We start from the raw sequence: 18,017 nt of genomic DNA, 5'->3' as shown, positions 1-18,017 counted from the left end.
GGTGCAGATTACTCGGCGTAGCTGGCGGTGTTCTTGCCGTGCCGTTTGGCGTGATAGAGCGCCTTGTCCGCCTTCGCCAGCCAATCTTCTGCGCTGCCCGTGCCAGCTGCTGCGGCGATGCCGATACTGACACTGAACTGGATATGGGCTGTTTCAGGGGCGCCCGGCTCCTGCAGGTAGTGCCTTATCTGCTCGGCCACGTCCATGGCCTCTGCCGGTATCCGCTGGCGCAGCAGGACGGCGAACTCATCACCGCCCAGACGCGCCGGCATGTCGCCCGGCTGGGCCAGTTGGCGTAGCACCACCGCGATGCGGCGAAGCACCTCATCGCCGGCACGATGGCCATGCGAGTCATTGATCCGCTTGAAATCATCAACATCAAGCATCAGCAGGCAGGCGTCGCCACCGTGGTGCTGCCCCGTCTGCAGGACATGCTGGGCGCGCTGGATCAGGAAGCCGCGGTTGGCCAGCTCCACCAACGGATCCATCCGGCTCAGGCGCTGCAGTTGGCGGTTCTGCGATTTCACCCGGCGCGCCAGCCGCCAGCTCAGCACGCTCAACCCGATGCCGTAGACGAACAGGAAAGGCAGGCTGAGGACAACCGTGCGCTGCGAGGTGATGGGGTGATAAGGCAGGCCCAGGGCAAGCCAGGTGGCGGCGAACCCGACCACCAGGGCCAGGGTTGCCCTCGTTGCCAGGCGGATGCCGCCGGCGGCGATCTTGTCGGCCACCAGCAGCGCGGCAAACAACGCACTGGGCACCGTGCTGAGGGCCATGAAGGCGACCCATGCGCCTCCAAAGAGAGAGTCGACGATCATGCAGCGGAACTGCGCTGCTGCAGGCTCACGGGCGCGACGTGTCAGGAGCATCGCCAGCGCCGGCCATGCGATGGCGTTGAGCAACAGCAGCACCCAGGGCGCAGCATCCGCCTGACGCTCCAGAATGATCGAGGCAATCGGAAGCGCGCCCAAGCCGTTCCCCACGAAGCGCATCCAGCCGATGCGCCGGGCCGCACCGACGCCCTCGACGGCGACTTCTGTTGAGTCAGTGAAGAACGGCATTGCCAGCTCTCCTGATGATCACTCCCCTGCAATTCACCCGGACACCCCTTTGTGCGCGAGTCTGACATCTGTGCGTCAACGACAGGTCAATGGGAGATGGAGTGCTGCAATCGCGGTCGCATCGCGAGATTACGAACGTGGGCTCCATCCGGGGCGACGAGATACCTGCGCCCGACGGCATTCCTGATCGACCAGGCATAGCGCTACCGGGCACGTGCTGTTAACGCTCCCGCATTATGCTGATCGCCTCATTGGACTTCCGCGAGGTGCACCCCTTGACCAAGCTGCATACTCTGATGATCGCCGGCTGCCTGTCTGCCTTCAGCCCCTTGGCCCTGGCTGAAACCGTGAACCTGACCAACAGCGCCGACGGTGCCAGCCGCGAGGCCGGCATTGCCGCGGTCAAGAAAAAACTCCACGACGCGTGTACCGATCGCAAGGGCTCGCCCGACGCAGCGTCGTTCGAAGTGGTCTTTGAGAAGACCAGCGACAACCCGAACGTACCCAAGCCGTATTACGTGGACGGCAAGATGAAGTGCGAGTTGCCGGGGTGAGAGCGCGATGTCAGCGGCGGTCGTGCCGCCATTACCCCCGCGGCGGCTGCCTGCCGCCCGGGGGCTCGTGCCGGAATCCCTAGCGACGCAAGGCGTCGATGATCACGCCGGTGGCGATCTCCACCAGCAGGTATTCCGTATCCGACTGCCGCACCCACCGCTGACCGCGGCCGGGATCGCGCAGACGGTAATGCGCGTAGTCGTCCACCCAGTAGCGGCGGTCAACCTCGGCCCAGGGCAAGCGATCGCCGCGGCGCCATGCCTTTTTCTGCCAGCCCGGCGGGGGTGCGTCGCGGTTGTGGGGGCCGCCTGCGTGGGGCGGCGGTCCGTTGCCACGTGCATGGTGCGGCGGATCGGCCCAGGCGGGGGCGGCCATCAAGGTGATTGCAGCGCCCAGGGCAATGCCAAGTAAATGTCCGGTTTTCATGGGGATACTCCCGGTCCAGCCGCGGTATGCGGCGTTGTGACCCGGAATATAGGGCAGCGCCTGTGAATGAATCCGTGCACCCCGATCGGACCCGATGGGCGCCCGCAAACCCGCAGTCAGCAATGCGGCGCCCTCACCCTCGAATCCGGGTGGGAGTCAGGCCCAATCGGCGGCGCAGCAATCGCCTGAGTGTCGCAGAATCGCCCAAGCCCACCTGCGCGGCCACCTCTTCCACCGAAAGCCTGCCGCTTTATGTTTGCAATGTGGCCAGTCAACAACGCTACCAAGCCATCTCGTGCGCCATCATTGCCGGCGACATGTACAGCGTCTGCAGGCGCTGGGGGCCCAATGGCCAGCTGTGGACGCTGCCGCAGTTCGTGGACGCTGCAGGCTATTCCCATCTGCACCCCCTGCGACCCGCTGACGCCGCAAGCGCATGGCCGGGCCTTGCGGACGCACGGTGCGTGTCCAGAACGCCCTTGTCAGCAGGCCGCGCTATCGATCATGCGCGATCACCCTGCGGTCGGCCGCAGTAGCGGGCGAATTCCTGAAGAAAGGCCTCTGCCGGCGCGCGATTGACCGGTTGTCTTACAGCACTGGCAATGGCCTCCGGCTCCATCTTCATGAAAGGAAAGCGCAGGAACAGTTCCTCGTTGAAGCGGGAACTGATGGTCGACAGCACAAGCCGGAGAGACGCGAGCATGTCGTCGCCGCGATGGGAGGCGTGCACTAGGGCGATGGGCTTTGCAACCACAAGGTCGCCCGATACCAGCCAATCCATGGCGTTCTTCAGGCCGCCGGGAATGCCTCTTGCGTACTCGGGGCTTGAAATCAGGATGCCATCGCTGGCTTCAATGCATTGCTTGAAGCGCACGACGCTGTCATGCAAGGGCAGATCTTCAAGGTCGGGAGAGAAAACGGGAAGCCCGCCGAGATCGGCGCAGGTCGTCAGCGCGATATCCGGCGGCGCGATTTCTTCCAGCGCCCTCAGCAATGCGGTGTTGGTGGACAGCCGGCGTGCACTACCGGATATGGCAAGGATCTTCATCCTGGCACGCTATCACAGCCGCCTGTCGCCACGCCCGGCGATGGCCTGCAGCACCGCCCCGCACTTGGCAAATCCCAGGTGATCGTCCAAAGTCCGCTGCTCATGCACGGATGCACGTAGCCCATGACACGACTGCTCATCATTGAAGACAACCCCGAGCTGGTTGCCAACCTTTACGCGTTCTTCGAGCCACTGGGCTACGCACTTGACGACGCACGGGATGGTGCCAGCGGCCTGCGCAGGGCAACGCAGAATGATTACGATGCCATCCTGCTGGACCTGATGCTGCCCCGCCTTGATGGCATGGCGCTGTGCCGGACACTCCGCGAGAAGTTCCAGAACCCGGTTCCGATCCTGATGCTGACCGCCCGTGATCCGGTGGAAGACCGCGTGCAGGGGCTCGCGCTGGGTGCGGATGATTACCTGGTCAAACCCTTTTCCCTGAAGGAGCTGGACGCGCGCATCAAGGCGCTGGTCCGCCGTGCCCAGGGCCGGCAGGTGCAGAGCGTGCTGGCCTGGGCGGACCTTCGGGTCGACACCCGTTCGCCACAGGCATGGCGCCAGGGCCAGGCCCTCAACCTGACACCGACCACGCACAAGCTGCTGATGTGCCTGATGCGGGCCGCCCCGGCGGTGGTGCGCAAGCAGGAGATGGAGTACCTGATATGGGGCGACGAGCCGCCGGAGAGCGGCGCACTACGTACGCATATCCATGAGCTGCGCCTTCAGGTGGACAGGCCGTTCGACCCTGCACTCATTGCTACCGTGCACAGTGTCGGCTGGCGCCTGGGCACGCCTGCGCCACATGCGGAATAGTCGCCACCCATGAATGCCCGCTCGCTGAAGTCCCTCTATCGAAGCTTGACCCTGAGAACGCGCATCACCGTTGCGTTCGTGTTGCTGATGGCCGGTGCCATGGGCTTCATCGTACTGGTCGAACTGGTGGACTATGACGACGTAAGGGCCTCCGTGGTTTCGATGAGCCAGGATCGGGAGGTCCGCAGGCTGCAGGTGGCCTTGGCCCAAGGCGTGCAACCGGACCTGCCGGAAGGCAGCCAGCTGTTTGATCCGCATACGGTTCCGCAGGTGCTGCGCCGGTACGGGCTGGGTTACCACGGTGAAGCCGCACCGAACGAATGGCACCTTCGGGTCTTCGAAAGCAGCGGGCAGCGCTACTACCTGCTGCAGCACGGTGATCACTACGCCTACCTCGAGCACCTGATCAACGCCTTTGCTGCGCTGGTGATCCTGACCTGTGTGCTCTGTGCGTTCTGGATTGGTCGCCGGACGTCGGCCCACGTCATCGCGCCCATTACGCGCCTGGCTGATGCCGTGCAGAACAAGCACAAGCCCTTTCCCTTCCAGGACGCGCGCGACGAGATCGGCGTTCTGGCGCGCGCCTTTGCCCAGCACAGCGACGAACTTGAGCAGTTCCTGCAGCGTGAACAGTGCTTCGCTGGCGACGCCAGCCATGAACTGCGCACACCACTGGCGATCATCGGTGGCGCCGCCGAAACGCTGCTGCACCAGCTGCCGGCCGACAGCCGGCTGCTGGCCAGTGCCGAGCGCATTGTGCGGACCACGCAGGAAATGCAGCGCCAGCTGACCTGCCTGCTGCTGCTTTCCCGCGACCCCAGGACGGTGCCACGCAGCAACCTCCTGCTGCGACCGGTGATCGAGGAATGCATGGCGCGATGCGTGCCGTGGCTGGCAGGAAAGCCGGTGCGGCTGACCCTTGATGCGGCGCAGGACGAGCAGCTGCTGACCAATGACGTGCTGGCACAGAGCGTGATCTGGAACCTGCTGCGTAATGCGTGCCAGTACACGGAGGAAGGCGAGGTACGGGTGGAACTGCGTGGCACCACGCTGCGGGTTGCCGATACCGGCCCGGGGCTGCCGTCCAGCATCGACGCGCAGCAGTTCCAGCGCTTCGTGACCAGCGCCCGGCAGAGTGGCGAAGGTCTGGGCCTGTCCATCGTGCAGCGCGTGGTCGAGCATCTTGGCTGGCAGATGACGGTCGATACCTCGGTGCAAGGCTGCTGCTTCACCCTGCAGATGCGCCCAGCCGCAGCCGATACCTGACAGCTTCCTGACATTGCCCCTTCCACCCTTGCCGGATCTCTTCATGAAGGCAGGTACGAAATGCAGCCAGGGCAACCCAAGGGCAACGGCAAGTACGCGCACGGCAAGACCGGTCTGCGCCGCATCCTGCATACCGTGATCCATTCCCGCGACGGTTTCGTCGCGACATTCAAGGGTGAGGCCGCGTTCCGGCAGCTGCTGTTGCTGCATGGCGCGCTGGCAACCGTCGCGCTCCTGCTGGACGTCAGCCGCAGCGAGCGCGCCCTGATGCTGATGGTCTGCTTCGTCAGCCTGCTGGTGGAGCTGCTCAACTCGGCCATCGAAGCGGTGGTGGATCGCATCTCTCTGGAACACCATCCACTTTCCAAGAACGCCAAGGACATGGGCAGCGCCGCACAGAGCACGGCCCTGCTGATGGTGGCTACGGTGTGGGCCGTGGTCCTGTTGGGATGAGCAACGGACCTGACAACTTCCTGATGAACGCGTCCAGATACTGCGCGCACTTCTGGCTCAGCGGATTCTGCACGTGCGTTCATGCTTCAGGTCTGTCCCGCAACATCCGATCATGCTTGTCTGGTGCACGGCATTGTTCTTCACCACGCTGGGAAACATCGCTCTCTGGAAGACGCTCTGGTCTCTCATCGACATCCATGATCTGCGCAGCGCTTTGTTCTTCTGCAGCCTTCCGGTGCTGCTGCTGTGCCTGTTCAATCTGCTGTTCACGCCCATCGGCATGCTTCCCTATGTGCGCAAACCGGTGCTGGCGTTGCTGGTTTTCGTCAGCGCCGCGTGCACCTACTTCATGCTGCATTACAACGTACTGATCGACCGCGACATGGTGCAGAACGCGCTGGAGACCAACCAGGCTGAAATGACCTCCTACCTGTCGCTGCCATTGCTGTTGACGGTGCTGCTGCTGGGCGCGCTGCCCACATGCGTTCTGCTGATCATGCGCAGTGGAAACAGCGGGCGCCCTTTGCGGGCGGCGCTGGTGTGGTTGGGGAACGTGCTGGCGACGCTGATGGTGCTGGCAGCGGTAAGCCTGGCGTTCTACAAGGAGTATTCGTCGCTGCTCCGCAACAACCGCTACATCCGCGAGCAGGTGCTGCCGATGAACGTCCTTCGTCACACCTATGGCTACCTCCGGAGCAGCTACAGCGCCAAGGCACAGCCGCTGCGCACGATCGGTGAAGACGCCGCGCGCGCGCCCGGCGAGCGCCCGCGCCTGGTCATCCTGGTGGCCGGCGAGACGGCACGTGCAAAGAACTTCCAGCTCAACGGCTATCCGCGCCCAACCAACCCGCAACTGTCACGCAAGGACGGCGTCATCAGCTTCCGGGACGTTGCATCCTGCGGCACATCAACGGCGGTGTCACTGCCGTGCATGTTCTCGCAGATGCCGCGGTCGCAGTACGAGGGCGTCGCTGCGGCATCGGAAGAGAACGTGCTGGACATCCTGCAGCGCACCGGCGCCAGCGTGCTCTGGCGCGACAACAACAACGGTGGCTGCAAGGGCGTGTGCAACCGCATTCCCACCGACGACATGCCGCCGCTGAAGGTGCCAGGGTTGTGCGTGAACAAGGACGGCACCTGCCATGACGAGATCCTGCTGCACCAGCTGGACACGCGCATCGCGGCCATGCAGGGTGATGGTCTGATCGTGCTGCACCAGCTGGGCAGCCATGGCCCCACCTACTTTGAACGCTATCCCGCCGACTCCAGGGCATTCAGCCCTACCTGCGACAGCAACCAGATACAGAAGTGCAGCAACGAAGCGCTGACCAACACCTACGACAATACGCTGGTCTATACCGACCGGCTGCTGGGCAAGGCCATCGACCTGCTGCAGACCTATTCGGAGCAGCGTGACGTTGCACTGATCTATGTCTCCGATCACGGCGAGTCGCTTGGCGAGCGCGGCCTGTATCTGCACGGAACGCCCTACTTCATTGCGCCACGCGAGCAGACCCAGGTGCCGATGGTGATGTGGTTCTCCCCGGGCTTTGCAACCCATGCCCGCCTTGATCTGGCCTGCCTGCGCCATGCTGCGGGCACCGGATCCTACAGCCACGACAATCTCTTCCACTCCCTGCTGGGACTGTTCGATATCAGCAGCGGTATCTACCAGCCGGGACTGGATGTGTTCGCGGGCTGCCGCATTCCCTAGCGTGCTGGCCAGTCACAGCGTCTCCGCCAACCGCAGTACATCCATGGGAAACGCGGCGTAATCGTCGAGCGGGGCGCTGTGGCTCTCCCGCCGTTGTATCTGCCTTACCGCCACCACGCCCTTGTCGGGAACAATGACCAGGTGCTGGCCGAGATAGCCGTTGGCGGCGTATGCCGCTACCGGCCCTCGGTCGATGTCGAAGATGTCGCCGAGCTTCAGTCCACGCCCGGTGATTTCCGCAGCGTAGCGCTGTGGCCAGCTGGGTCCCAGCCGTTCGGCCAGGAAGCTGATCAGCGCTGACTTGCTGTCAAATACCTGGCCGTCGGCGGCCAGCAGCGCGTCCAGCATCATGGCATCCATGCTGCGAGCGCTCAGAAGCGTGGCTGCACCGGCCTTCAACCGGTAGTGCTCCCATGCGGGGATGCGCCACCACAACAGGCCGACGTCGGGGGAACGCGCGCTTTCGGCGGTCATCAACGCTACCGAGCGTTCGCTCAGCAACCGCTTGCCGCCCGGGGTGACGCCGCCGTCCAGCATCAATCGTCCGATCGCTGCAAGATCAACCGCCGACAGCGACAGCCCGGCCATGCCCATGGGCGTCCCGGCCTGGTCCTTCATCCATGCATGGGCGGTGATGCCAAGCGGCTTGAACAACCGTTCGTCCAGATAGACATCCAGTGGCTTGCCGGCAAGCCGCTGCACGATGTCCGGCAGAAGATTGGTCGCCTTGTTGTTGTAGGCGAAGGTGGTGCCTGGATCGCTGGACACCTCGGCCGCCAGCGCCAGCTTCACCAGATCCGGCGCGCCCTCCAGTTCCACCCCCGCGTTGGCCGCGTTCTGCAGGCCGGAGGTGTGGTCCATCAACATCCGGATCGTGATGTCACGCTTCCTGCCCTGGCGCCATTCCGGGTACACCGTGCTGACCGGTTCGTCGATGGATGCGAGCTTGCCGTCATCGAGCAGCAGCCCGATGGCCAGGGCGACGACGGACTTGGTCGCCGACATCAGGTGGATGCGGTCTTCACCGGCTGCCGGCGCGATCCGCAGCAGCACCCCGCGCCCGCTTTCAATGTAGACCGCGTCGGAATGCGCGTTGCGGGCATTCCGCTCTATCGCTGCCAAGGCATCAGGCGTGTTGGCTGCGGCCGCAAACGGGCGTAGCGCCAGGAAGAACAGGCAGGCAAGCAGAGGTGCTCTCATGGCAGGATCCTTCAATGGGCACAGAGATAATGACTACATTTGTAGTCAATCTGCAGTGCATGAAGTCATGCTTCCTGGACTGAAATCGAGCGTGCGCTGAATGCCTGGTCGGGCCATGGCGAAAGCCGGATGGCCTTGAGGGGTCGACTCAATGTTCCCGGGGAGTCTTTCAGGCCACCGGCAGCGTCATCCCATAGGCGCGCGTGAAGAGCGCCACGGTTGCTTCACTCCCGGACACGGGCATCGCCCCATGAGGCAGGCCATGTTCTGTGAGGATGAGCCTGAGGAACTTCTCACTGTCACCCGGGTGGCTCGAGCGGACCGGGGCGCTCGCCATCGCTCGTGTCGCAAGGTCCAGATACGGTTCCAGTTTCGTGCTCCAGTGTTCCATGTAGACATCACGTGCATGATCAGAACGCGACAGCGTCCGGCAGAAGGACTGGCATGCCGGGTCCGCTGCCAACCGTTCGATGCCGCCACTGATGCGCATCAGCACATCACCAAGATCCATTGCTCCGTGCGCGTCGAGCCGGGCATCCGGTATCGATGCCAGATGGCCGTCCATGACCGCCTTGTAGAGCCACGCCTTGTCACGATAGTGCGCATAGATCGTGACCTTGGTAACGCCACAAACCTCGGCAATGCGCTTCATCGTCGCGTTCTCGAACCCTTCTTCAGCAAACACAGTGCCGGCGGCATCCAGCATCCAGCGCCGGCTCAACGCCCGTACACCTTCCCAGCGCAGGGCGGTTTTGCTTGGGAAGCCGCTGGAGGCAGCCACGCTCACATGCGCCTGAACAGTGCACTGGCATTGACGCCGCCAAAACCAAATCCATTGGTCAACGCGAACTCGATGCCAGCCTTGCGCGGCACGCCGGCGACGATCGAAAGCCCTTCGGCCAACGGATCGGGGCGGCAGAGGTTGAGTGTCGCTGGTGCGACCTGATCGCGCAAAGCAAGCACGGTAAAGATGGCTTCGATGCCGCCAGCTGCCCCGAGCAGGTGCCCGGTGCTGGACTTGGTGGCAGAGATCAGAAGATCTGGGCGGGCACCGAACAGGGCTCGCATGGCCGCAAGCTCTGCCCGATCCCCCACCTGGGTCGAGGTTGCGTGCGCGTTGATGTGGTCGACCTGCCCGGCGGCAATGCCCGCCTGCGCCAGCGCGATCTCCATCGCCCTGCGCGCACCACTGCCGTCGTCGGGGCCCGAAGTCAGATGATACGCATCGGAGGTGGTGCCGTAGCCGGCCAGCTCGGCCAGCGGGGTGGCGCCACGCGCCAGCGCATGATCCAGCCGCTCGATCACCAGCAGCCCTGCCCCTTCGGACATGACGAAGCCGTCCCGCTGCTCATCAAACGGGCGGGACGCTGCCTGTGGCGTGTCGTTGAACGACGTGCTCAGTGCCTTGGCCGCCGCAAAGCCGCCCAGGCTGACCCGATGCATCGCAGCTTCCGCGCCGCCGCACAGTGCAATGTCCGCCTCGCCGGACCGGATGAGGCGCGCCGCATCACCAATGGCTTGGACGCCCGCCGCGCATGCCGTGACGGGTGCGCTCTGTGGCCCCTTGAACCCGTACCGGATCGACGCCTGCCCTGCCGCCATATTGGCCAGGAAGGTAGGCGCAGTGAAAGGCGACAACCGGCCAGGTCCACGGTTTTCGGTGGTGTGCACCGCATTGACGATGGATCCAAAGCCACCGATCCCCGTCGCAATCACGGTCGCCGTTCGCAGCAGGCCACGCTCATCAGCCTCACGCCACCCGGCCTGCGCAAGCGCTTCGTGGGCGGCTACCAGCGCAAACTCGACAAACCGGTCCATCTTCTTCAGATCTTTTGGCGCGATGATGTCGTTGGAGTCGAAGCCCGCCTCAGGATCCTGCACCCGGTCGGGCACGCGGCCGCCTACGTTGCAGCCCGTTCCGGCGGAAAGCGCATCGCCCAGCGGGCCAATTCCGGAACGTCCCGCCAGCAGGCGCGACCACACCGTTTCCACGCCGCAGCCCAGCGGGCTCACCACACCCATTCCGGTCACTACGATGCGATCTTTGTCGGCAATGTTCATGACTCACTTCCCACGTAAAAGAGATCCAGGCCACTTTCAGGCAACGCGGGTCTTGTCCGCTTGGACCTTGAACCAGATGGCATACATCGCCGGGAGGAAGACCAGCGTCATCACGGTGCCGGCGATGGTGCCGCCGATCAACGTGTAGGCAAGCGTTCCCCAGAACACCGAATGGGTCAGCGGAATGAAGGCCAGCACCGCTGCCAGGGAGGTCAGGATCACCGGGCGCGCCCGGTGAACCGTCGCCTCGATGATCGCGTGGAAGGTTTCCATCCCGGCTTCTTCGTTTTCGTGGATCTGACCGATAAGGATGAGCGTGTTGCGCATCAGGATGCCCGACAATGCAATCAGTCCAACCAAGGCGTTGATGCCAAACGGCTGCTGGAACAACAGCAGGGTCGGGACCACGCCGATCAGGCCGAGGGGGCTGGTCATGAAGACCATGATCATTGCGGAGATCGAGCGCACCTGCAGGATGATGATCAGCAAGGTGATCGCCAGCATGATCGGGAACAGCGGCAGCATGGCGCTCATCGCCTTGCCGGACTCTTCAATGGCGCCGGCCTGGGCAATGGCATATCCCTCGGGAAGCGAGGCGATGAGTGGCTGAAGCTGCCTGCTGATGGCCGCCGATACGTCCGGTGGCTGCAGGGCATCGTCGATATCACCGCGCACGGTGATGGTCGGCACGCGATCGCGCCGCCGCAGTACCGGCTCTTCCATGCGCACTTCGACAGCGCCGATCTGGGACAACGGCACGCGCTGGCCACCGGCGCCGACCAAAGTGAAATCGGCAATGCGCGCCGGGTCCAGGCGCGTATCCCCGCCAGATCGGGCAACCACTTCGACGGTGCGGATGTCCTCGCGAACGGCAGTGACCGGCACCCCGCTGAGGAAGAACTGCAACTGCTGCGAGACAGACGCAGAGGTCATGCCCATCGCCTGCAGGCGGTCCTGGTCCAACGTGAAGTGCAACGTTGGCGTGCGAACGCCCCAGTCGGTGTTCACGGTGCGCATCATCGGGCTGGCGTGCATGATCTGCTCGACCTTGGCCGCAATGCCGCGGATGACATCCGGATCCGGGCCACTGACCCGATAGGCCACCGGATAAGGCGAGTAAGGCCCGAACACCAGCTGCGTGACGCGCACGCGTGCTTCAGGCGCCAGTCCCTCCGCCACTGCCTGGCGGAGCCTTGCCTTCAGCGCATCGCGCTGTTGCTGGCTGTCGGTGCGGACAACAATCTTGGCAAACGCGGGATCGGGGAGCTCCGGCGAAATGGCGAGGTAGAAGCGCGGCGCGCCCTGGCCGATGTAGGCCGTGACGATCTTGGACTCCTCCTGCGCGGACAGCCACTTCTCCACCTTGCTGGCCGCCAGGCTGGTCTGTTCGATGGCGGTGCCGTAGGGCATCTGTACCTCGACCAGTACCTCCGGGCGATCAGAGATGGGGAAGAACTGCTTCTTCACCAACCCCATGCCTGCCACCGAAAGCACGAACAGGCCGATCACCGAACCTGCGGCCAGCCACTTGCGCGCAATCACGCGCGCCAGGATCGACCGGAAGCGGTTGTAGCGCGGCGTATCGTAGAGACTGCTGTGGCCGCGCTCCACGGCCTTCAGTTCAGGCAGAAGCTTCACGCCAAGATAGGGCGTGAAGAACACCGCGACCACCCACGACACGATCAGCGCAATGCCGACGATCCAGAACATGTTGCTGGTGTATTCGCCGGCAGTTGAGCGGGCAAAGCCATTGGGCATGAAGCCCACGGCCGTGACCAGGGTGCCGGCCAGCATCGGCGCCGCCGTATGGCTCCAGGCATAGGCCGATGCCTTGATCCGGCTGTAGCCCTCTTCCATCTTCACCACCATCATTTCGATGGCAATGATCGCGTCATCGACCAGCAAGCCCAGCGCCAGGATCAGCGAACCGAGCGTGATGCGATCAAAGTTCTTTCCGGTGGCAGCCATCACCATGAACACCGCGGCCAGCGTCAACGGTACGGCAGCTGCCACCACGATGCCGACGCGCCAGCCCATGCTGACGAAGCACACCACCATCACCACCAGCAGTGCGACGAAGAACTTCATCATGAACTCGTCGACCGAGGCGCTGATGTTCACCGCCTGATCGGTGACTTTCTCCAGGGCCATCCCCACCGGCAGGGCGTCGTTGATCTTCTTGACCTCAGCGTCGAGCGAGGCGCCCAGATCCAGGCCGTTCCAGCCGTCGCGCATGACGATCCCGAGCAGCATGGCGGGCTCGCCCCCGTTGCGGATCATGAAGGTCGACGGATCTTCATAGCCGCGCTTGACGGTGGCGATGTCCTGCAGCTTCAGCGTCCTGCCCTGCGCAACGATGGGGGTATCCCGGATCTTCTGCAGCTGATCCAGCGCGCCGTCGAGGCGGATGAAAATCTGCGGGCCCTTGGCCTCCACGGAGCCGGCGGGCGTCAACGCGTTCTGCCCGTTCAGCGCGGCGAACACTGCCTGCGGCGTGATGCCCAGGTTGGCCAGACGTTGGTGGGAAAGCTCCACATAGATCCGCTCGGACTGCTCTCCGATGATGTTGACCTTCTTTACCCCCGGGACATGCAGCAGGCGCTGGCGAAGGGTTTCGGCGTCACGTGCAAGCGCGCGGAACGGCTCGCCCTTGGCTTTCAACGCGAACAGCGCGAAGGTGACATCGGCGTATTCGTCATTGACCATTGGGCCGATGACACCTGCGGGCAGGTTTGCGGCTTCGTCGGCCATCTTCTTGCGCGCCTGGTAGAACTCTTCCTGCACCTCCGAAGGAGGCGTACCGTCCTGCAGGGTCAGCGTGGTGAAAGACAGGCCGGGACGCGTGTATGTTTCGCTGCGGTCATACCAGCGCAGCTCCTGCAGGCGTTTTTCCAGCTTCTCGGCCACCTGGTCCTGCATCTCCGTGGGCGTGGCACCCGGCCACGCCGTGATCACTGTCATCACCTTGACAGTGAACGCCGGGTCCTCTGCGCGGCCCAGTTGGAAGAACGACACGATGCCGGCAACCGAGACCAGGAAGATCAGAAAGACGGTAATCGCGCGCTCGCGCACCGCAAGCGCCGACAGGTTGAACCCACTCACGGGTGGGCTCCCTTGCCAGCGGTGGTCGTGGCGGTATCGGCCAGACGAACCACCTGCCCTTCGCGGAGCAGGTGCGCGCCCAGTGCGGCCACGCGGTCGGATGCACTCAACGCGCCCTCAACCAGGGCCTGGTCGTCACCCAATCGCTTGACCACTACCGGCGTCCAACGGGCTTTGAGTGGCTCGCCCCCGATGACCCAGACACCGGCCCCGTTGCCGGGATCGAACACCGCGCCCAATGGGACCTCAACGCCCCCCGCCCTGCCTGCAGCTGCGGTGCCTTCAACCGCTACCGCCACGGTGGACCCCAACGGCAATGCCGTGCTGCCGTCCTCCAGGGTGTAGCGGGCTTCAAAGGTGCGGGTTGCGGGGTCTGCCGATTCAGAGAGCACACGCAACCGTGCCGGAATCCTGCCACTTGCCCCGAACAGGGAAGCGGACGCCGCCGAGCCGATCTGCGGCCGAAGTGTCTCGGGCAGCTGGACGACTGCCTCGCGGCTGCCTGCACGGGCAAGCCGGGCGACGATCTGCCCCGCTGCAACGACCTGGCCGGGCTCGGCCAGAATGTTCATGACCACCCCATCGGCATCGGCAACAAGTGCCGTGTACTGACTGGCATTGCGCGCGACACGGGCTTGGGCTTCGGCTGCCTTGAGCTGCGCGGACGCCGCGTCTGCGGCAGCCTTGATCTGATCGTAGGCCGACCGGGATACAACGCCCTTGGCCGCCAGGTCGCGATAGCGCGCCTCGTCCGCGGTGGCTTGCACATTCTGCGCACGGGCTGCGATGACGGCCTGCTGCTGGGACGCTGCGGCCAGGTTCAGATCGATGGGATCAATTCGATACAGCACGTCGCCGCGCTTGACCGTCTGCCCCGTCTCGACCAGGCGCTCGGTGATCTTGCCCCCCACCCGGAAGGCCAGATCGCTCTGCACCCGTGCGGCGACGATGCCAGTGAAGGTCCGCGCGTTTCCCGTGTCCGGCTGCACCTGGGCGACCCGGACGATGGGCGGCGCGGTTCGGGGGTCGCTTTCACCCGCCCTGCTGCAGGCCACAAGGAGCAACGGAACAACACAGGAAATGGCTGGGAGTACAAAACGGCGACGCATGCGGCCTTCCGGAGTGGGGTGTCCGGACGCATTTTGTTCCTAGTGACGAATTTCGTCAATAGTCACTACTGGTGTGGCTGCAAGCTCCTGAGGACCAGCTCCTGCAAGGCTTTGGGCGCTTCTTCGTGCAAGGGCGCCAAGTGCGGCAGCGTCACCGGGTTCAGATAAGGAAGCAGGACCTGATAGACCGCGCGGCCGGTCTCTTCAAGTGATGTCCGGCTCTCGAACGCTCCGCAGGCACGTCCCTCCTTGATGATGTCTTCAACAAGCTGCCCGATCCGGTCTTGATACGCCTTCGCTGATGGCCATTGATCCGTCGCGGCGGCGACGGCGATTTCATACAGGCGCCGATCCTGCAGAAACAGGCGAAGACCGGCCTCCACAATGACGGTGAACAACACACGCAGCCTATCGTCAGGCGCTTGCACCCCCTGCAGGGCCTGACGAACCTCGCTTTCGATCTGACCGAGGCAATTGGCGCAGATCACCTCACCAATGGCCTGCTTGGAGGCAAAAAACTTGTAGATGTAAGCCTTGGAAAAACCGATGGCCTTGGCAAGGTCGGACACCGTGGTCTTGTCGTAGCCGTAATGGCTGAAATGCGCGGTGGCGGCCACGATGATCTGGGTGCGCACGTCGTGCTCGGCGGGGCCGCGCCCGCCGTCGAATGCTGCGGAGGTCGAAGTAGACATCGTGGAAGCGTAGCGCCGCGCCGTCACGCCGGCAAATGGTGACCGTTTGGGTATCGGTCCACCAACCACCCGGCGGCTGTTTGATTTTCAGCTCCGGCAGAAGAGCAGGCAAGGCAAAGCGAAAGCAGCTGACCAATGATCCTCGTCGCGCGCCTCATCAGCCTCATGCCTCTACGGCAACCGCCGAGCCGGATGCGGACGCAGCATCGGCGGCCGTGACATAGGCGAGCAATGCCGCGAACAGCAGCAAGCCCGCACTGGCCAGGAATGTGCAGGCGAAACCAACACTGTCCAACAGCACGCCGCCAAGGCTGGAACCCAGCGCGATCGAGCACTGCACCACCGCTACCATCAGCCCGCCGCCCGCTTCAGCGTTGTTGGTGAACGTGCGTGCCAGCCAGCTCCACCAACCCACCGGCGCAGCCGTGGCCAGCAGACCCCATACCGAAAACAGTACGGCCGTCGGCCAGAGTTGAGGCCCCAGCGCCACGAGCGCCGCGGCAATCACCGCCATCAGGATCGGGACGGCCACCAGTGTGCGATAAAGACCACGCCTGATGAATGCCCCGATCGCGAGCGTGCCCACAACGCCGCTTGCACCAATGGCCAGCAGCACCAGCGGAACGGCTGATTCCCCTGCACCCGTGACCTTTTCCAGGAACGGGCGCACATAGGTGAACAAGGCAAACTGCCCCATGAAGAAGACGCCGCACGCCGCCATTCCCAACATCACCACCCGCCGCCGCAACAGGGCCAGCACCCCGCCCCGGGATTGCCGTCGTTCTGCGGCCATGGAAGGAAGACACAGCCACTGCCATACAAGCGCGATGGCGGCCACAGGCAGGAGGCACAGGAATGTCCCACGCCATCCGATCACGCCGCCAAGGTAGCTGCCCAAGGGGGCAGCCACTACCGTTGCCAGCGCGTTGCCGCCATTGAAGATTGCCAGTGCTCGCGGCACCTGCGCTGCTGGCACCAGCCGCATGGCCGTGGCCGCAGACAAGGACCAGAAGCCACCGATCACCACGCCGATCAATGCCCGGCCCATCATGTAGATCGGGTAGCTGGGAGCCAATGCCACCACCACGCCGGATACCGCCATCAATGCGGTGAGCGTCAGCAGCACTGTCTTCCGGTTGATGCTCCCGGCCAAGCGGGAGATCGACAGGCTGGTCAGCACGGCGAAGGCACCAGAGATGGCAATCCCATACCCGGCCAGCCCTTCGCTCACGCCGAGGTCAGCCGCCAAGGGCGTAAGCAGACTCACCGGCATGAATTCAGAGGCGATCAGTGCGAACACGCACAGCGTCATTGCCAGCACCCCACCCCAGTTGGCCCGGTCGGCCGTCGCGTCGTTGCTGCTCATTTCCCAGCGAGACCTTGCTGGAAGAACGTCGCCAACCTTGCGAAGGGAATCAGGTCGGTGCGGTCATACAGGTCTACATGACCGGCATCCTTCACCCAGTAGAGCTCCTTCGGCTGCCCCGCCCTGCGGTACGCGTCCTCGCTGAACTCACGCGAGTGGGCGTGGTCGCCAGAGATGAACAGCATCGGTCTGGGCGAGATGGTCTCGATATCGTTGAAGGGGTAGAAATTGACGAACTTGACCAAGCTGCTGAACAGCGGCTGGGTGGTCAAGTCGCTGCGCTCGCCTTCGGCAGTGTAAGCGCCACGCGACGTGCGGTAGAAATCAAAGAACTCGCGCTGCACTTCGGACGTATCGGCCTCGAGCTTGTTCACGGTGCCAGGTACATGGACTGCCGGTCCGCCGTTGAACTCGACCAGACGCTGGTTCGTTGCAGCCTTGATCATCTGCCTGCGCTGCTCCAGCGATTGCGCGTGGTTCAGACCTTGGCGCGCGGCGGCCCCCATGTCATACATGCTGACCGTAGCGATTGCCTTGATGCGCGGGTCGATCTTGGCTGCGCTGATCACGAAACTGCCACTGCCACAGATACCCAGGCCACCAATCCGCTGCGGATCCACGAACGACTGCGTGCTCAGGAAGTCAACCGCCGCGCTGACGTCGTCCGAATAGATTTCAGGCGACACCAGGTGCCGCGGGGTACCCGCGCTCTCTCCCCAGAAGGAAAGATCGATCGCCAACGTAACGAAACCCTGCTCAGCCAGCTTCTGCGCATACAGCTGTGAGCTCTGCTCCTTCACCGCGCCCATCGGGTGTCCGACCACCACGGCGGGTGCGCGGCCGCCATGCGTCAGGGCCTGAGGCCGGTACAGCGTCCCGACCACTTCCATCTGGTACTGGTTGCGGAAGCTGACGCGCTCGCCTTTTACGCTGGCGCTTCTATAGAAATTGTCGGCGCCGGCGGTTCGTGTGGCCGCCGGCGCCTCAGCGGACAAGGCCGACTGCGGAACGAAATGGCTGGCGATCAGTGCCAGCAGCAGCGTGGTGGGTTTCATGTGCGGACGGCCTCAGTGGGGACTCAGGTCGCCACGATAGGCGCCGCCCGCTACCGCGATAAGCCAGCTGAAAGTTGATGCATTATTGAGTTG

General features: G+C 63.8%; 16 protein-coding genes. 5 read left to right on the top strand and 11 right to left on the bottom strand.

The window, feature by feature from the left end; genetic code table 11:
- Positions 1-8: 8 nt before the first annotated feature.
- Entirely contained in the window at positions 9-1,061 is a 1,053-nt protein-coding gene (locus M2299_RS01410; RefSeq protein WP_280883712.1) for a diguanylate cyclase, read from the bottom strand.
- A 275-nt stretch (positions 1,062-1,336) separates the two neighbouring features.
- Between M2299_RS01410 and M2299_RS01405 the strand changes: the two genes are divergently transcribed.
- Positions 1,337-1,615: a hypothetical protein gene (locus tag M2299_RS01405; RefSeq protein WP_025877130.1), complete on the top strand. Its 279-nt coding sequence runs from the start codon at positions 1,337-1,339 to the stop codon at positions 1,613-1,615.
- Positions 1,616-1,694: 79 nt separating this feature from the next.
- Here the strand turns inward: M2299_RS01405 and M2299_RS01400 are convergent, their stop codons facing one another.
- Both M2299_RS01400 and M2299_RS01395 read right to left on the bottom strand, forming a co-directional pair.
- Positions 1,695-2,042 carry an RcnB family protein gene (locus M2299_RS01400; RefSeq protein ID WP_059064347.1) on the bottom strand — a complete coding sequence of 116 codons (348 nt, stop codon included), beginning with the start codon at positions 2,040-2,042 and terminating at the stop codon, positions 1,695-1,697.
- A 502-nt stretch (positions 2,043-2,544) separates the two neighbouring features.
- Positions 2,545-3,090 (bottom strand): NADPH-dependent FMN reductase, encoded by a 546-nt coding sequence (locus M2299_RS01395; protein WP_059064348.1) that lies wholly within the window; start codon positions 3,088-3,090, stop codon positions 2,545-2,547.
- A gap of 123 nt (positions 3,091-3,213) precedes the next feature.
- Here M2299_RS01395 and M2299_RS01390 point away from each other — a divergent pair, with 123 nt between their 5' ends.
- From M2299_RS01390 to M2299_RS01375, 4 genes are all read left to right on the top strand, one after another.
- Positions 3,214-3,906, top strand: a complete 693-nt coding sequence (locus tag M2299_RS01390; RefSeq protein ID WP_280883711.1) for a response regulator transcription factor — start codon at positions 3,214-3,216, stop codon at positions 3,904-3,906.
- A 9-nt stretch (positions 3,907-3,915) separates the two neighbouring features.
- Positions 3,916-5,172, top strand: coding sequence for a HAMP domain-containing sensor histidine kinase (locus M2299_RS01385; protein ID WP_280883710.1), 1,257 nt, complete (start codon positions 3,916-3,918; stop codon positions 5,170-5,172).
- 60 nt (positions 5,173-5,232) lie between these two features.
- Positions 5,233-5,625, top strand: coding sequence for a diacylglycerol kinase (locus M2299_RS01380; protein WP_099842495.1), 393 nt, complete (start codon positions 5,233-5,235; stop codon positions 5,623-5,625).
- 112 nt (positions 5,626-5,737) lie between these two features.
- Positions 5,738-7,339 (top strand): phosphoethanolamine--lipid A transferase, encoded by a 1,602-nt coding sequence (locus tag M2299_RS01375; protein WP_280883709.1) that lies wholly within the window; start codon positions 5,738-5,740, stop codon positions 7,337-7,339.
- 12 nt (positions 7,340-7,351) lie between these two features.
- Here M2299_RS01375 and M2299_RS01370 read toward each other — a convergent pair whose 3' ends face one another.
- The 8 genes from M2299_RS01370 to M2299_RS01335 form a co-directional block, all read right to left on the bottom strand.
- Positions 7,352-8,539 carry a serine hydrolase domain-containing protein gene (locus M2299_RS01370; RefSeq protein ID WP_280883708.1) on the bottom strand — a complete coding sequence of 396 codons (1,188 nt, stop codon included), beginning with the start codon at positions 8,537-8,539 and terminating at the stop codon, positions 7,352-7,354.
- Positions 8,540-8,708: 169 nt separating this feature from the next.
- Positions 8,709-9,320 carry a helix-turn-helix domain-containing protein gene (locus M2299_RS01365; protein WP_280883707.1) on the bottom strand — a complete coding sequence of 204 codons (612 nt, stop codon included), beginning with the start codon at positions 9,318-9,320 and terminating at the stop codon, positions 8,709-8,711.
- A 2-nt stretch (positions 9,321-9,322) separates the two neighbouring features.
- A complete protein-coding gene (gene fabF, locus M2299_RS01360) occupies positions 9,323-10,600 on the bottom strand; it encodes a beta-ketoacyl-ACP synthase II (protein WP_223485548.1) in 1,278 nt (425 codons plus the stop codon).
- Positions 10,601-10,636: 36 nt separating this feature from the next.
- Positions 10,637-13,702: an efflux RND transporter permease subunit gene (locus M2299_RS01355; RefSeq protein WP_280883706.1), complete on the bottom strand. Its 3,066-nt coding sequence runs from the start codon at positions 13,700-13,702 to the stop codon at positions 10,637-10,639.
- Positions 13,699-14,811, bottom strand: a complete 1,113-nt coding sequence (locus tag M2299_RS01350; RefSeq protein WP_134832557.1) for an efflux RND transporter periplasmic adaptor subunit — start codon at positions 14,809-14,811, stop codon at positions 13,699-13,701. The genes M2299_RS01355 and M2299_RS01350 overlap by 4 nt, the downstream gene beginning before the upstream one ends.
- A gap of 65 nt (positions 14,812-14,876) precedes the next feature.
- Positions 14,877-15,503 carry a TetR/AcrR family transcriptional regulator gene (locus M2299_RS01345; protein ID WP_280883705.1) on the bottom strand — a complete coding sequence of 209 codons (627 nt, stop codon included), beginning with the start codon at positions 15,501-15,503 and terminating at the stop codon, positions 14,877-14,879.
- 163 nt (positions 15,504-15,666) lie between these two features.
- Positions 15,667-16,869, bottom strand: coding sequence for an MFS transporter (locus M2299_RS01340; protein ID WP_280883704.1), 1,203 nt, complete (start codon positions 16,867-16,869; stop codon positions 15,667-15,669).
- A complete protein-coding gene (locus tag M2299_RS01335) occupies positions 16,866-17,924 on the bottom strand; it encodes an alpha/beta hydrolase (protein WP_280883703.1) in 1,059 nt (352 codons plus the stop codon). The genes M2299_RS01340 and M2299_RS01335 overlap by 4 nt, the downstream gene beginning before the upstream one ends.
- Between the last annotated feature and the right edge of the window lie 93 nt (positions 17,925-18,017).

Source organism: Stenotrophomonas sp. 1278, from assembly GCF_029892765.1.
GTDB classification, from domain to species: Bacteria; Pseudomonadota; Gammaproteobacteria; order Xanthomonadales; family Xanthomonadaceae; genus Stenotrophomonas; species Stenotrophomonas indicatrix.
The sequence above is the reverse complement of the archived record's forward strand: the minus strand, read 5'-3'. Positions and strand labels throughout refer to the sequence as shown.

Bases quoted from the DNA above. Each gene is read 5' to 3' on its own strand.
- M2299_RS01370 (WP_280883708.1), bottom strand. From the start codon at position 8,539: ATGAGAGCACCTCTGCTTGCCTGCCTGTTCTTCCTGGCGCTACGCCCG.
- M2299_RS01385 (WP_280883710.1), top strand. From the start codon at position 3,916: ATGAATGCCCGCTCGCTGAAGTCCCTCTATCGAAGCTTGACCCTGAGA.
- M2299_RS01410 (WP_280883712.1), bottom strand. From the start codon at position 1,061: ATGCCGTTCTTCACTGACTCAACAGAAGTCGCCGTCGAGGGCGTCGGT.
- M2299_RS01335 (WP_280883703.1), bottom strand. From the start codon at position 17,924: ATGAAACCCACCACGCTGCTGCTGGCACTGATCGCCAGCCATTTCGTT.
- M2299_RS01350 (WP_134832557.1), bottom strand. From the start codon at position 14,811: ATGCGTCGCCGTTTTGTACTCCCAGCCATTTCCTGTGTTGTTCCGTTG.
- M2299_RS01400 (WP_059064347.1), bottom strand. From the start codon at position 2,042: ATGAAAACCGGACATTTACTTGGCATTGCCCTGGGCGCTGCAATCACC.
- M2299_RS01380 (WP_099842495.1), top strand. From the start codon at position 5,233: ATGCAGCCAGGGCAACCCAAGGGCAACGGCAAGTACGCGCACGGCAAG.
- M2299_RS01390 (WP_280883711.1), top strand. From the start codon at position 3,214: ATGACACGACTGCTCATCATTGAAGACAACCCCGAGCTGGTTGCCAAC.
- fabF (WP_223485548.1), bottom strand. From the start codon at position 10,600: ATGAACATTGCCGACAAAGATCGCATCGTAGTGACCGGAATGGGTGTG.
- M2299_RS01375 (WP_280883709.1), top strand. From the start codon at position 5,738: ATGCTTGTCTGGTGCACGGCATTGTTCTTCACCACGCTGGGAAACATC.
- M2299_RS01345 (WP_280883705.1), bottom strand. From the start codon at position 15,503: ATGTCTACTTCGACCTCCGCAGCATTCGACGGCGGGCGCGGCCCCGCC.
- M2299_RS01340 (WP_280883704.1), bottom strand. From the start codon at position 16,869: ATGAGCAGCAACGACGCGACGGCCGACCGGGCCAACTGGGGTGGGGTG.
- M2299_RS01395 (WP_059064348.1), bottom strand. From the start codon at position 3,090: ATGAAGATCCTTGCCATATCCGGTAGTGCACGCCGGCTGTCCACCAAC.